This is a genomic window from Variovorax sp. J22P240 (assembly GCF_030316855.1).
Taxonomy (GTDB): domain Bacteria; phylum Pseudomonadota; class Gammaproteobacteria; order Burkholderiales; family Burkholderiaceae_C; genus Variovorax.
Genome location: NZ_JASZYR010000001.1, coordinates 208,231 through 220,760, shown reverse-complemented (window position 1 = coordinate 220,760; position 12,530 = coordinate 208,231). Strand labels below are relative to the sequence as shown.

Annotated in this window: 10 protein-coding genes; 5 read left to right on the top strand and 5 right to left on the bottom strand. The window is 69.8% G+C overall.

Annotation, left to right across the window (positions count from 1 at the left end):
• The first annotated feature begins 30 nt into the window (after positions 1-30).
• From QTI24_RS01110 to tagF, 5 genes are all read left to right on the top strand, one after another.
• Positions 31-642, top strand: coding sequence for an OmpA family protein (locus QTI24_RS01110; RefSeq protein WP_286597776.1), 612 nt, complete (start codon positions 31-33; stop codon positions 640-642).
• Between the two features lie 143 nt (positions 643-785).
• Positions 786-1,979: a type VI secretion system lipoprotein TssJ gene (gene tssJ, locus QTI24_RS01105; protein ID WP_286597775.1), complete on the top strand. Its 1,194-nt coding sequence runs from the start codon at positions 786-788 to the stop codon at positions 1,977-1,979.
• A complete protein-coding gene (locus QTI24_RS01100) occupies positions 1,967-3,088 on the top strand; it encodes a DotU/TssL family secretion system protein (protein ID WP_286597773.1) in 1,122 nt (373 codons plus the stop codon). The genes tssJ and QTI24_RS01100 overlap by 13 nt, the downstream gene beginning before the upstream one ends.
• Entirely contained in the window at positions 3,085-6,417 is a 3,333-nt protein-coding gene (gene tssM / locus QTI24_RS01095) for a type VI secretion system membrane subunit TssM (protein WP_286597772.1), read from the top strand. Before QTI24_RS01100 ends, tssM begins: the two co-directional genes overlap by 4 nt.
• Positions 6,411-6,998, top strand: a complete 588-nt coding sequence (tagF, locus tag QTI24_RS01090; RefSeq protein WP_286597771.1) for a type VI secretion system-associated protein TagF — start codon at positions 6,411-6,413, stop codon at positions 6,996-6,998. The genes tssM and tagF overlap by 7 nt, the downstream gene beginning before the upstream one ends.
• On the opposite strand, the gene QTI24_RS01085 is transcribed toward tagF, so the two are convergent.
• The 5 genes from QTI24_RS01085 to QTI24_RS01065 are packed head-to-tail and all read right to left on the bottom strand — an operon-like array spanning position 6,962 to position 12,516.
• Positions 6,962-7,702: a PP2C family protein-serine/threonine phosphatase gene (locus QTI24_RS01085; RefSeq protein WP_286597770.1), complete on the bottom strand. Its 741-nt coding sequence runs from the start codon at positions 7,700-7,702 to the stop codon at positions 6,962-6,964. The genes tagF and QTI24_RS01085 overlap by 37 nt on opposite strands.
• A complete protein-coding gene (tagH, locus tag QTI24_RS01080) occupies positions 7,684-9,003 on the bottom strand; it encodes a type VI secretion system-associated FHA domain protein TagH (RefSeq protein ID WP_286597769.1) in 1,320 nt (439 codons plus the stop codon). The genes QTI24_RS01085 and tagH overlap by 19 nt, the downstream gene beginning before the upstream one ends.
• Positions 9,000-10,505 (bottom strand): serine/threonine-protein kinase, encoded by a 1,506-nt coding sequence (locus QTI24_RS01075; RefSeq protein ID WP_286597768.1) that lies wholly within the window; start codon positions 10,503-10,505, stop codon positions 9,000-9,002. Before QTI24_RS01075 ends, tagH begins: the two co-directional genes overlap by 4 nt.
• Positions 10,506-10,518: 13 nt before the next feature.
• A complete protein-coding gene (locus QTI24_RS01070; protein ID WP_286597767.1) occupies positions 10,519-11,391 on the bottom strand; it encodes a Tll0287-like domain-containing protein in 873 nt (290 codons plus the stop codon).
• A 57-nt stretch (positions 11,392-11,448) separates the two neighbouring features.
• On the bottom strand, positions 11,449-12,516 hold the full coding sequence (locus QTI24_RS01065; RefSeq protein WP_286597765.1) for a FecR family protein: 1,068 nt from the start codon (positions 12,514-12,516) through the stop codon (positions 11,449-11,451).
• Positions 12,517-12,530: the final 14 nt, after the last annotated feature.

The window sequence follows — 12,530 nt, the reverse complement described above, 5'->3', positions numbered from 1 at the left end:
CGACGAACCCAACACCCAAGGAGCCCTCCCATGATCCGCTACTTCAGCACCCTCGCCCTCGCCATCGCCGCCGCACTGGCCACCCCCCTCGTGAAGGCCGAGAAGGTCATGGTCTACCGCGAAGGCCAGCTCGTGATCCCGCAGGACGTGGCGGACGTGCTCGGCAATACCCGTTCGATCCGCCTGCTCGCCGATGCGCCCGCCGCCCCGGCGAAGGCCACGGCGGTGGCGACGGGCTCCCGGGTGAATGCATTGGCACGTCCCTCGGAATCCACCCGTGCCGCGCGCAATGACTCGAAAGCGCCCGCCTCGGCGCTGTCCCTGCCGGTACGGTTCGCTTTCGATTCCGCCGAGATCCTTCCGGCCGCACGGATCCAGCTCGACGCACTCGCCAAGGGCATCAAGCTGCTGGCACCAGGAAGCATCGTCACGGTCGAAGGTCACACCGACGCCAAGGGCAGCCCGGCTTACAACCTCGAGCTCTCGCGCAACCGGGCCCGCGCCGTGCGTGACTATCTCGTTCACGAGCACGGCATCGACGCCGCACGCCTGAAGACGGTCGGGTACGGCCCCAGCCAGCCGATCGAAGACACCGATCCGTACTCGGCCATCAACCGTCGTGTGCAGTTCCGCGGCGCCTGAGCGTTCGCCGCGCAATGCCCAAGGCGGACCGGATCGCGGCGGCCCGCCCTCCCCTTGTGCCGCCGCAGCGCTCGCCCGAGAATGGCATGCGATCGCCCGTGGAGTCCTCGAGGTCCGCAGCATCCATTCTTTCGGCCGTCACCATGAATCGCCGTCGCCTGCTCGCCTGCCTTGGCTTCGGTTTCGGGTGGAGCCGGGCCGGCCTCGCGCAAGCGCAGCAGGCCACGGTCGACTCACCAAGGCAACGCCGTGTCGCACTCGTGATCGGCAACGGGCGGTACCCCGAAATCCCGCTGAGCAATCCCGAGCATGACGCTCGCCTGGTCGCGCAGACATTGCGCAGCCTCAACTTCGAGGTCGGCGAGCATCTGAATCTCAATGCCCGCGACTTCAAGCGCGTGCTGCGGGAATTCGCGCGCCGCATGGACGACGATCAGGTCGCGTCGGTCTTCTACTACGCCGGCCACGGCATACAGATCGGCGGGCGCAACTTCCTGCTGCCGGTCGACATCGCGTTGCGCGACGAGGCCGAAGTGCGCGACGAGGCCATCGACATGCAGGAAGCGCTGCTCACGCATGTCGACCGGGTGCGTCCGCGCGCGCGCATCTTCATCATCGACGCCTGCCGCAACGACCCCTTCGCGTCGCGCCGTGCCGCGTCGCGCAACGCCAACGGCCTGGCCGAGATGGCGGCGCCGGGTGCCCTCATTGCCTTCTCCGCGGCGCCCGGTCGCGTCGCCGAGGACGGCCCGGTCGGCGGCAACAGCATCTACACGCGCTACCTCGCCTCAGAGATGCGAACCCCGGGGGTGGATGTCGAGGAAATGATGAAGACCGTGCGCATCAAGGTGCTGCGCGACACCCAGGAGCGCCAGATCCCCTGGGTCAACACGTCGATGGTCGTGAATTTCATGTTCAACCCCGCTCCGGCACCGACGCTGGCGGGGCCGAAACGCAACCTGCAGCTGCTCGTACAGGCGCAACGCAGCCTGAACACCGATGCGCGCGATGCATCGGCCTCGTTGGCGCTGCGGGTCTATGTACTGAGCGATGCGAGCGGGTTCGAGAAGGCGAGCTTCGACAGCCTCTACGACGATGACGAAGCCACCCTCGGGTCGAACATGCTCGCGCGCCAGAGTCTGTTCCTGCGCCCCGGCGAGGCGCGCGAACTGGACCTCGAACTGCGCGGCGACGCGCGTGCCGTCGCGGTGTTCGGTGCGTTTCGGGAAATCGAGAGCTCGCAGTGGCGTGCCGTCCTGCCCTTGCCGGGTGGATCGTTGGCGCGTGCGCGCCTCGACGCGCAGGCGCGCCGGCTGCAACTGGGGTGGGCCAAGTGATGGGCACCGGCGCCGCGCTTGCGTCGCCGGCCTTCGGTGCGCCGGATGGCGTCGACGAGCCGACGGCCGCGCGCGCACTGCGCGTCGAAGCCCTCCCCCTCGTGGCCCTGATGTCACGCTTGCGCGACTCGGCGCCCGTCGATCCGGCCGAATTGCGCCGAACGCTGTCAGCGGCGGTGGCCCATTTCGAGGCCAATGCGCGCGTCGCAGGCGTCGATGAGGCAAGCGTCGCGGCCGCGAGCTATGTGCTCTGCGCCTGGGGCGATGAGCAGTTCGGCGCGGGAGCCGCCGGACTGCTGCAGCGCTTTCACGGGGAGGTCGAGGGCGGCGACAAGCTCCTGCGCCTGCTGTCGCGGCTGGCCGAAAAGCCGCGCGAGCATCGCGCGCTGCTCGAACTCTTCCATACCTGCCTGAGTCTCGGGCTGCGTGCGGGCATGGCGCCCGACAGCCGAGACCATGAAATCCTGCGTACGCGCGTGCACCTCGCGCTCGAACAGGCGTCTCCGGTTCCGGCGCTGGTGGCGCCGTGGCACTGCGCGCCCGCCGCGGCCAGCCCACCGCGGGCGTCACGTGTCGCGTTGCCGGCGGTGCTGCTGCTCGGCGTGCTTGCCGTAGGCATCTACACCGCCAGCCAGCTTCAGCTTGCAGCGCGCGTCGACGGCGTGCTGGCGTCCTTGCAGCGACTCGTACCGGCACCCGCCGTCGCCGCGCAGCCGGTGGTTGCCACAGCGATGGGGCCGCCGCGGCTGGCCTCGAGCCTGCGTGACGACATCGATGCGGGCCGGCTGTCCGTGCGCGATGAAGCGCTGCGCAGCGTGGTCGTCATCGGCGCCAACGCGCTCGACGACGCCACCGGCCCGTTGACGCGCCTGGGCTCGGCGCTGAAGAAGGTGCCGGGCAAGGTGCTCGTCGTCGGCTACACCGACGGCAGCGATCCCCCGACGGCGCGCACGCCCTCGGCCTGGCATCAGGCGATGGAGTGGGCGCGCGGCGCCGCCAACGTCCTGCGTCCACAACTCGGCGATGAGCGGCTGGCGGTCGAGGCCCGCGTCGACGCCGCGGCCGGCGCGCCACTTCGACGCGTCGAGATCGTCCTGTTCCCGGAATGAAGGCCTCGCCACGCTTCGTGCAACGCGCCGTCAACCTCGGCGCGGCAGGCGCCTTGTTGTGGTTCGCGGCACCGCTGCTGGCCTTCGGCAGCTGGCACCCCTTCGACGGCCTGCGCGCACGCGTGGCCTTGCTGGCGCTGGTGGCGCTCCTGCTGGTCGGCCTGCAGGGACTGCGCGGGTGGCTGGCCCGGCGGCGCAACGAGCAATTGCTGAAGGGCCTCGAATCCGGCGACGCCACCGTCGAGCTGAGCCAGCGTTTCCGCGAGGCGCTCGCGATGCTGCGGCAGGGTGTCGGGGCGCAAGGCGCGCATCGCTGGTGGCAGCGCCGGCGACAGGTGCAGCAATTGCCCTGGTACCTCATCATCGGGGCGCCCGGGGGCGGCAAGACCACCGCGATATTGCATTCGGGCCTGCGCTTTCCGCTCGCCGAAAAGCTCGGACGCGACCCGCTCGCGGGTATCGGCGGAACGCGCCAGTGCGACTGGTGGTTCAGCGAGGACGCCGTGTTCATCGACACGGCCGGACGCTACACGACGCAGGACAGCGACGCCGTGGCCGACGCCGGGGAATGGCAGCAGTTCCTCGCGCTCCTTCGCCGGCACCGGCCGGTGCAGCCGATCAACGGCGTGATCGTCAGCGTCAGCGTGCCCGACCTGCTGCAAGGCGGCGCGGAACTCGCGCGCCAGTCGGCAGCCGTCGCATCGCGCCTGGCAGAACTGCGCCGCGAGCTCGATCTCTCCTTTCCGGTCTACCTGCTGGTGACCAAGGCCGACCTGCTCGCCGGCTTCGTCGAGACCTTCGGCGATCTCGACGTCGCGCAACGCGAGCAGCTCTGGGGCCTGGTGTTCGACGCCGATGTCGCAGGCATCCCGGCCGATCTCGGAGCACGCCTCGACGACCTCGCGCAGCGCCTGGCGCAACGCACGCCCGAGTTGCTGCAGCAAGAGCGGATGCCGCAGCGCCGCCTGCCGATCTACGCCTTCGCGGCACAGTTCAAGGCCCTGCTCGCGCCGCTCGAAGGATTCGTGCGCGAGGCCTTCGCCGACGCTGCCGCCGCGCCGGCGCAGCGCCTGCGGTCGATCGCGCTGACGAGTGGCACGCAGGAGGGCAATCCGATCGACCGGGTGATCGGCGAACTCGCGCGCAGCCACGGCCTGGCGCTGAAGCCGCTGCCGCGCCCCGATGCCGGTGGCAAGTCGTTCTTCCTGAATGCGCTGCTCAAGCGCCTGGTGATCGTCGAAGCGCCCCTGGCAGGCCAGCGGCTGCAGCGGCTGCAGCGGCGTCGGCGCCTCGGCCTGTTCGGCGCGGCCTTTGCCGGTGCCGCGCTGCTCGCCGCCTCCGCCCTGTGGTGGCACAGCTACCGGCGCAACCTCGACTATGTCGACGCCGTGCGCACGCGTGTCGAGCAGTTGACCCGGCGCATCGGCCCCCTGGAATCGGCAAGTCTCGAACAGGTGTTGCCGCTCTATTCGGTGCTCGACCACCTGGCCGCGAACGACGGCATCGATCCGGGTGCGCCGCCTGCGGGGCTCGGCTTCGGGCTGTTCCAGGGACCGCGGCTGGCGCGCTCGGCGGAACAGGTCTATCGCGAGATGCTGGATCGGAGCCTGGCGCCGCTGCTCATCGAGCGATTGCGCCGCGACCTGCGCGAGGCCGGGGACAGCGCGACGCGCTACGAGGCGCTGCGCACCTCATTGATGCTCGCCAACCCGCCAGGGCTGATCCGCGGCGAGTTGCGCGGCTGGGTCGAGCAGACGCTTGCCCAGGCGAGCGGCGCCGGCGAGCGCGGCGAGGTGGCGCGCCATGCGGGGAACCTGCTCGAACGCAGCGGGCTGCCCGAGGCCATGCGCCCCGACGACGCCGGCGTACGCGCGGCGCGCAGCGCCCTCGCGGCACTGCCGCTGGCGCAACGCGTGCACGAACGCCTGCTGCGACGCGTTCCCGATCCCGAGCCGCCGCAGGATCTGCCGACGCGCCTCGGCGCGGCCAGCGCCCTTCTGTTCGCGGCGTCGAGCGCCGGGCCGATGCCGGCGCATGCGAGCGCCAGCGACTGGCGGCGCAATCTGGCGCCAGCGCTCGAGACGACCTTCGACGAACTCGTGAGCGAGGCGGACTGGGTGCTCGGCGACACCGGCGGCGAAGTGCGACGCCTGCAGAAGGACCGCGCCTGGCGCGACGAAATCGCCACCCAGGTCGGCAAACGCCAGGCCGAACGCGTGATCGCCACCTGGTCGCGCCAACTCGATGCCCTTGTGCTGGCACCGGGCAGTGACGCGGTGGATGCCTCGCGCCAGACCACTGAACTCACGGCGCCCGATTCGCCGCTGCGCCGCCTCCTGACACGCCTGGCCGACGACTTCAGCGCGACCTCGCAAGGCGCAAACGCCGCCGAGATCGCCTTCGATGGCACGCTGCGGGCACGCTTCGGTGCCCTCGGCGACTACGCGGCCGGTCCCGGACCGCAAACGCTCGACCGACTTCACGCCCTGGTCGCCGGCAAGCGCGACGAGACCCGAAGCGCCGAACTCGACGCGACCTTGCGCACCGAGGCGGCCGGTGCACCAGCGCCGCTGCGCAGGCTCTATGCCGACCTCGGGACCTTGATCCGCTCGCGCGGTCGCGCCAAGCCGGGTTTCGACGCCGCGCTGGTCGAACTCGCGCAGGCCTGCAGCACGTTGACGCGCGAGCGCTTTCCGTTCAGTGCCACCGCGACGCGGGACATGGCGCCGTCCGACTTCGCGCGCCTGTTCGGACCCGGTGGCCTGTTCGACGAATTCCGGCGCAACCAGTTGACCGAACGCGTCGACACGTCGACCCGGCCGTGGAAGGCGCGCAGCGCGGGTGCCAATTCGAGCACCTCGAGCAATTCGGACGCATTCGAGCGGGCGGCGGCCATCGGCAGCCTGTTCTTTCCCCAGGGTGCGCCGCTGCCCGAGCTCAAACTGCGCATCACGCCACGGCGCATGGATGCCGAGTTGCTGCAGTTCAGCATCGATGTCGATGGCCAGCTCTTGCGCTTCGAAAACGGCCCGCCACGCGCCAAGGAACTGGTCTGGCCCGGACCGGCCTCGACGCAAAAAGTGCTGCTGCGCGTGCTGCCGCCCGGCCCGACTGGAGTCGGCGCCGAAGTCCATGAAGGTGCGTTCGCCTGGCTCCGGGTGCTGCTGCGCGGCGACTGGAAGGGCGAGCACGGCGCGCCGGCGCGGCTGACCTTCGTCGTCGACACGCGCACTTTCGACGTCGAGGCGAGCGCAGCCGGGACACAAGACGCCGATGTCTGGACCCTCCGGGAACTGGCACGTTTTCATTGCCCGCAGGCATCATGGTGAAGTCGCCCTCGCGTCGCGTCTCCTGGTACGGCAAGTTGCCCGCGCGTGGCGACTTCGTCGGCCGCGGCCTGCCCGCACGCTGGCGCAGCGACTGGGATGGATGGCTGCAACGCGGCCTCGCCCTCGCCGCGACGACGCCGGACGCCGCCGCGCTGCGTGAACGCTTGAGCACCTTCGCGCCGTGGCGATATGTGGCGCTGCCGACGCCCGGCGAGATCTGGTGCGGCATCATCACGGCGTCGCACGATCGTGTCGGACGCGCCTTTCCGCTGACGCTGGCCGAACGCTTCAACACCCCGCCCTCACCGGACGAAGGCGCCTCACGGCTCGCGTCGCTGCTCGACGCAGTCGCAGAAGGGCCCGAGGCGCTCGAGGCCGCGATCGCCGCCCTGCCGCCCCGTCCGGAGCAGGACTTCAAACCGGCCGAGCCCTGGCCGCCGGCGCCGGCCAGCCTCTGGTGGCCGCTCGCCGCCGCACACGATGTCGTTGCGCGGCCCGCGGCCTGGCCGCCGGAGCCGGCACTTCTGCTCGAACTGCTCGGTATTCAACCCGGCTCGCACCAGATCGCGAGCGCGGAATAGTTGTCCTGGTCGCTGCGATCGGCTCGCCGCACACCCGCTTCGAGTCGATCGAGCCAGGCCTGGATGCCGCTGCAGCCGGCCAGGCTGCGCTCCATTGCCAGATCGTCGAACGCCGACCAGAGGCCGTCGCTGCACAGCAGGAGGGCATCGCGGGAAGCGAGCAGCTGCGGCGTTTCCAGGATCTCGACGTCGAAGCCTTCGGGCGATCCGAGCGCCGAAGTCAGTTGCCCCGGGGCGGCGTCGCCTGCGTTCAGCCCGGCATCGCGCAAGCTCTGCGCGAGGCTTTGATCACGCGTGCGCCCGAGCAACCGGGCGTCATGCCATCGGTACAGCCGCGAGTCGCCGGCATGGGCCCAGAGCGCCGCGCCACCGCGCAGGTCGAGCAGCAGCACGACGATGGTGGTGCGCATGTCGGCCGTGGTCGTGCCGGCGACCTGCTGCGCGACCACCGCGTCGTTGGCCCCCTGGACAAGGCGCTTCAGCGCGTTCGGGCTGACCTCGGGTCGGAGCGCGAAGGCTTCGAGCACATGCGTCACGGCCGCGCGCGAGGCCGTCTGGCCGCCGCCGTGTCCACCCGCACCGTCGCACAGGACAGCGACAAGGGCGTCGGCGCCCTGCCAATAGCCGAAGGCGTCTTCGTTGCACTCGCGCCGCCCGGTTCGCGACAGCGCGGCGACCGAGAAGTTCAACGCGCGTTGGGCCATGGCGGCTCCGGCGGTGGGGCATCGGCATCGGCGTTCACGCGCGACTGGGCTTCGTAGGCGCGCAGGAATTCCCGTCCGAAGATGGTCTCGAAGTCGTCATCCAGGTGCGCGAGCAGGTGGGCGTGCTGCAGCCGATGGCGCTCCCAGAGGGCCGCGGCGCGGCGGTTGGGAAGGCGCGCAAGAAGATCGCGCGGCGGTCCCTCCGCGTTCTCGGCGGCCTCGGGCCCCAGGCGGGAGAAGAGCTCGAACACCGCCGCGCGCATGCCGGCGACCATCGCCACCTGGTGGACCAGCAGGTCGCGATTCGCATCGCGCAGCGCCGCCACAGGGTCGAGAAAGCCGGGGCTCGGGACACGCTGCAGCATCCGGGTCAAGGCCTCGGTCGCGTCCGGCGAGAACTTCAGGGGGTTGTTCTGACGCGGCGCGATCACCGTGCCCTCGGCGCGCATGTGGCGTTTCGCGACCGCGCGGCTTTTCAGCAGCGCGAGCGTGCCCTCGGCGGTGGCCCGCAGCAGTGCGCCCAGATGTTCCATCAACTCCGGCGTCAACGGCGGCACCTGGGCGCCGCCCAGTCCGGCGCCGCGACCGAATGCCGCTGCAAGCTCGGCCAGATCCGGCGATCCGCCCTCGGCAGTCGAAGCCGAGCTTGACGAAAGAGGCGCGGGCGCGGTCGATGCGGCAGCCGCTGCGGTGGCGGGCCGCGGCGGTTCTGCCGTCTCAGCGACTTGCCGGGGCAGCGAAGGCGGTGGCAACGAAGGCGCGCTGTGCATCATCGGCGTGCCGGTTCGCACGACCAGCGGATCCGTCTTCCAGGACACCACCGCGCTCGCTGACGCCGCCTCGGACGCCGATCCCACTTCGGGCGCCGGCGCCAGGGCCGGCAGCGGCGATTGCGCGGCAAGCGGATCGAGCGCGCCGTCCAGATCGAACCAGCGATCCAGACGCGCCCGCGGAGCCGCCGGCGCAGCAATGCACTCGACAGCGAGCTCGAACCCGCCGATGCGCAGGCGGTCGCCCGCCGACAGGCCCAGCTGGTCACCCGGGGCGAGCTGCGTGTCGTTCACCCACAAGGGGGTGGTGACGCTGATGCAGCGCACGAGCGCGTCCTGGCCGGCCATGACGACTTGCGCGTGTTGGCGCGACACCCCGCGCAGCGGGTCGGCGAGCACCAGGTCGCATTCGGGAGAGCGGCCGATGATGACGCCCTCCGGCGAAAGCGGAAGCGCCGTCGCATCGGGCTCGGTGGCGCCGGGGCGGCGCATGACATGCAGCGCGATCACGGTGGGCCCGTTCGGATTCAACCCAAGGCTCGCCACAAGTCGGCCTGCACACGGCGGGCATCGACGGTGGGCGCGAGCTGTTCCATGACGCTGGCAACGAACTGCTCGCGGGTGTTCGATTTCGCGGCGCAGCGCTTCGCGACTACCCGCGCGATCGGCCCGAGCGAGGAAAGGAGTGCAGCGGCCGCCTTGTCGACATCGCCTTCGCGCATGGGCACGCCGTTCGGCGCCGCGCCCTCCGCTCTCGAGACCTGGGAACCAGAGGCCCGTCCTGCCGACACCGCACCCTGGGTTGGCGGCACGCCGGCCCTGGCCAGGAAGCGCTCGCGCGCTTCGATGTCGATGATCGCGCTGGCGACGGCATGGCGCACTTCCGCCAGCGTGGACAACCCACGCGCGGCGCGGCGCACCATCACGCGCGCCACCGCGCCCACGTGCTGGGCCAGTTCGCGCTCGACCTCGGCCAGCGCGACGGTGTCCCATCCGGTGGGCGCGGGAATCGAAGGCGGGACGGTGACGGGCAGCGACTTCGGGGGCGCCGGGGCGTTCCGCTCCGAGTCGGGCACCGTCGCCACGATCGGCGCGCTCGGCCCGGGGACGTCGGACACGTGGCGCAGCGTCGGGACGGGCAGGCTCGGATCGAGGCTCTCGATGACAGGCGCCAACACGATGTGGGCCGGGAGCACCTCCGGCAAGGTCTCGGTGGCGAGCGCCTGCAGCGCCGTTCGCATTGCCATCGCGTTCGGATAGCGCTGTGCCGGATCCTTCGCCAGCGCGCGGTCCAGCACGGCATCGAATGGCTTGAGGCTGGCGTCGTTCGTCACTTCGCTCAGCGGCTTGTGAGGCTCGTAGACGATCTTGTACATGATCGCGTCGTCCGTGCCGACGAATGGCGTCGTCCCGCTCAGCATCCGATAGAGCAGCACGCCCGCCGAGAAAACATCGACGCGGCGGTCGATCTCGCGGTTGGTGTACTGCTCGGGCGCGATGTAGCCGGGTGACCCGACGATCGAATTGGCGCGGGTCAGATTCGACGATTCGGTTCGCGCGATGCCGAAATCGGTGATCTTGAGGCGCCCATCATCGGCAATCAGCAGATTCGCCGGCTTGATGTCCCGGTGCACGATGCCGCGCTCGTGCGCATAGTGCAAGCCGTCGAGCAGTTGAATCATCACGCACAGCACCTGCGGCACCTCGAGCTTGCGCGGTGGCTGGACATAGTCGCGCAGGTTGCGTCCGGCGACGTACTCCATCACGATGTAGGCGAAGTCGTTGTCTTCGCCGAACTGGTAGATCGAGACGATGTTGCGGTGGGTCAGCCGCCCCGCCGCCTTGGCTTCCACCCGAAAGCGTGCCGCCACGCTCATGTCGTCGCCCCCCGATTCGAGCAGGCGGCGGTGAATCGTCTTGATCGCCACCGAACGGTCGATCGCAGGATCGTGCGCCAGGTACACGATGCCCATCCCGCCCGAGCCGATCACGCCGCGGAGGGGGTACGGACCGACGTGGGTGGGCGGCGACATGCGGGTACGGGCCTCAGGTATCGATCATCTTGATGGCCTGATCGAGGCTGCGGCGCATGCGCGTGAACGATTTCGCCAGGGTTCCGATCTCGTCACGGCCATTCGTCGCGAACTCCGGCACATCGGGTTCGCCCAGGCTGACGCGGTTGGCCACCTTCGACAGCGCCGTCACCGGCCGGATCACGAGCAGGTAGAGCATCACGTTCAACACGATGCCGATGGCCAGGAAGATGCCGACAAGCGACGTCATGAAGATCTTGAAAGTCTGTTCGGCGCGCGCCAGCGGCACCGACATCGGCACCGAAACGACTTGCGCGCCGATCACCTCGTTCAAATGCCAGCCGAAGCCGTTGGCCGGCCCGTACTTCTCGATCACCGTGCGCGGCGCCGCCTCGACCGTGCTGTGGCAGGTCAGGCAGGCGGCGTTCGTGATACGGATCGGGCGTGCGATGTAGAGCGCCCGCCCGGTACCCGACTCGCGCTCGCCAATGAACTCCTTCTGATCGGCCTGGGTGCGAAAGCGATTCACGATGTCGGCTTCCCAATCGACGGCCCGATCGCGCGGGTTGGTCGGATTCAGGGTCGCTTCCTTGTAGGTGTAGTCTGGGAAGCTCTTGGCCAGTGTCGCAAGCACTTCCGTGGCGGAATAGGCCGGCACGGTCTGGGGCAGGAAGGTGTACTTCATCTGCGTTTCGAGCAATGGGCGGATCTGGTCATTGGTGTAGGCGCGTACCGCCATCGCCTTTTCCATGGTCAGGCGCGCATGGTTGAGCACTTCCTGCTTGGCGTTGCTTTGCAGCAGGTCGTAGGAAATCTTGCCCGTGCCGGCCACACCTGCGACGAAGACAACCAGGAAGATCAGATTGAACTTGAGTAGAAGGTTCATGAAATTCTCCAGTCCTGGTCGTAGTAGTCGCTGGGTTGCGCCACGACAGGGAACGGTTCACTGAGATGTGCCGCGCCCGGTGCTGGTGCCCGAGGCTGCGGGGATGGATCCAGGCGCAGGTGCGGGTGCGGCGGCGGCGGCTGCAGCTGCAGCGGCAGCCGCCCGGGCCCGTGCCGCTGCGGCCGCGGCCTCCCGCGCCCGGCGACGCTCGGCCTCTTCGGCCAGGCGGCGCGCATACCCCTCGGGGTCGGCATAGCGCTCCCACTCGGGGTGTTGCGCCAGATCGGCCTTGGCCCCCGCACGGAAGTCCAGGTCGGCCGCACGCGACTGCCACAGCGGCAGCAGCGGCAGCCGCAGCGCCGGTTCGGTGCGCAGCCAGGCGGCCACATCGGCGTAGGTGATTTCGCCGCGCGCCTTGAGTGCGACGTTGCGCTTGGCGATCTGCTCGCCACGCGCGGGCAGCTGGTCGCGGAACTGGCGCGGCACCTTGCTCACGAACTCGGGCGTGGCACGCTGCCCGACCATCGGCGCGGTGCCTTCGCGCCGCTGTGCGAAGTCGCCGCCGGCCAGTTGCATGACCGTCTGCGAGCCATCGCGCAGCGTCAGCCTGGCGGAGCCGGATTCGACGAACAACTCATACTGGGCCCCCTTGGTGTGGATGACGGCAGCGGCGGCCTGCGTCGCCACCTCGACGCCGGGGCCGACGTAGCCGAAGGCGCCGGTGGCGGTGGTCTTGAGCCAGCCCTCGAGCAGATAAAGCGGCGGCGCCGTCAGCCCCTTGCCAACGCGAGGCCGCAGCATCAGCCGCGTGGATTCACCGATGCCGACGAGGACGCCCCCGGGAAGTTCGATCTGGGCAAATGCGCCGGGCGCCGTCTCGATGATGTCCTGATCATTCAACAACACGCCCTCGGCGAGCGCGTAGCGCGTGGTCTGGCGGATGAGCGCGACCTCGCCTTCGACGATGCCGACGATGCTGCCGGATCGCGCCGGGGTCGGCGAGGCGCCGGTGGCTTGCGCACAAGCAAATGGCGATGCGAACAGGCTCGCGGCGCACAGCAACAGGAACCCGAACAAGATCCTTGCGAGCCGCAAAGACGTAACTCCGCTGGCGTCGAGCATCATGGTTCCTAGCTGCA

What these genes read in the sequence shown, in the direction of transcription:
- QTI24_RS01075 (WP_286597768.1), bottom strand. Translation starts at nt 10,505, where the DNA reads ATGTCGCCGCCCACCCACGTCGGTCCGTACCCCCTCCGCGGCGTGATC.
- QTI24_RS01085 (WP_286597770.1), bottom strand. Translation starts at nt 7,702, where the DNA reads ATGGCCCAACGCGCGTTGAACTTCTCGGTCGCCGCGCTGTCGCGAACC.
- QTI24_RS01065 (WP_286597765.1), bottom strand. Translation starts at nt 12,516, where the DNA reads ATGATGCTCGACGCCAGCGGAGTTACGTCTTTGCGGCTCGCAAGGATC.
- tssJ (WP_286597775.1), top strand. Translation starts at nt 786, where the DNA reads ATGAATCGCCGTCGCCTGCTCGCCTGCCTTGGCTTCGGTTTCGGGTGG.
- QTI24_RS01110 (WP_286597776.1), top strand. Translation starts at nt 31, where the DNA reads ATGATCCGCTACTTCAGCACCCTCGCCCTCGCCATCGCCGCCGCACTG.
- tagF (WP_286597771.1), top strand. Translation starts at nt 6,411, where the DNA reads ATGGTGAAGTCGCCCTCGCGTCGCGTCTCCTGGTACGGCAAGTTGCCC.
- QTI24_RS01070 (WP_286597767.1), bottom strand. Translation starts at nt 11,391, where the DNA reads ATGAACCTTCTACTCAAGTTCAATCTGATCTTCCTGGTTGTCTTCGTC.
- tssM (WP_286597772.1), top strand. Translation starts at nt 3,085, where the DNA reads ATGAAGGCCTCGCCACGCTTCGTGCAACGCGCCGTCAACCTCGGCGCG.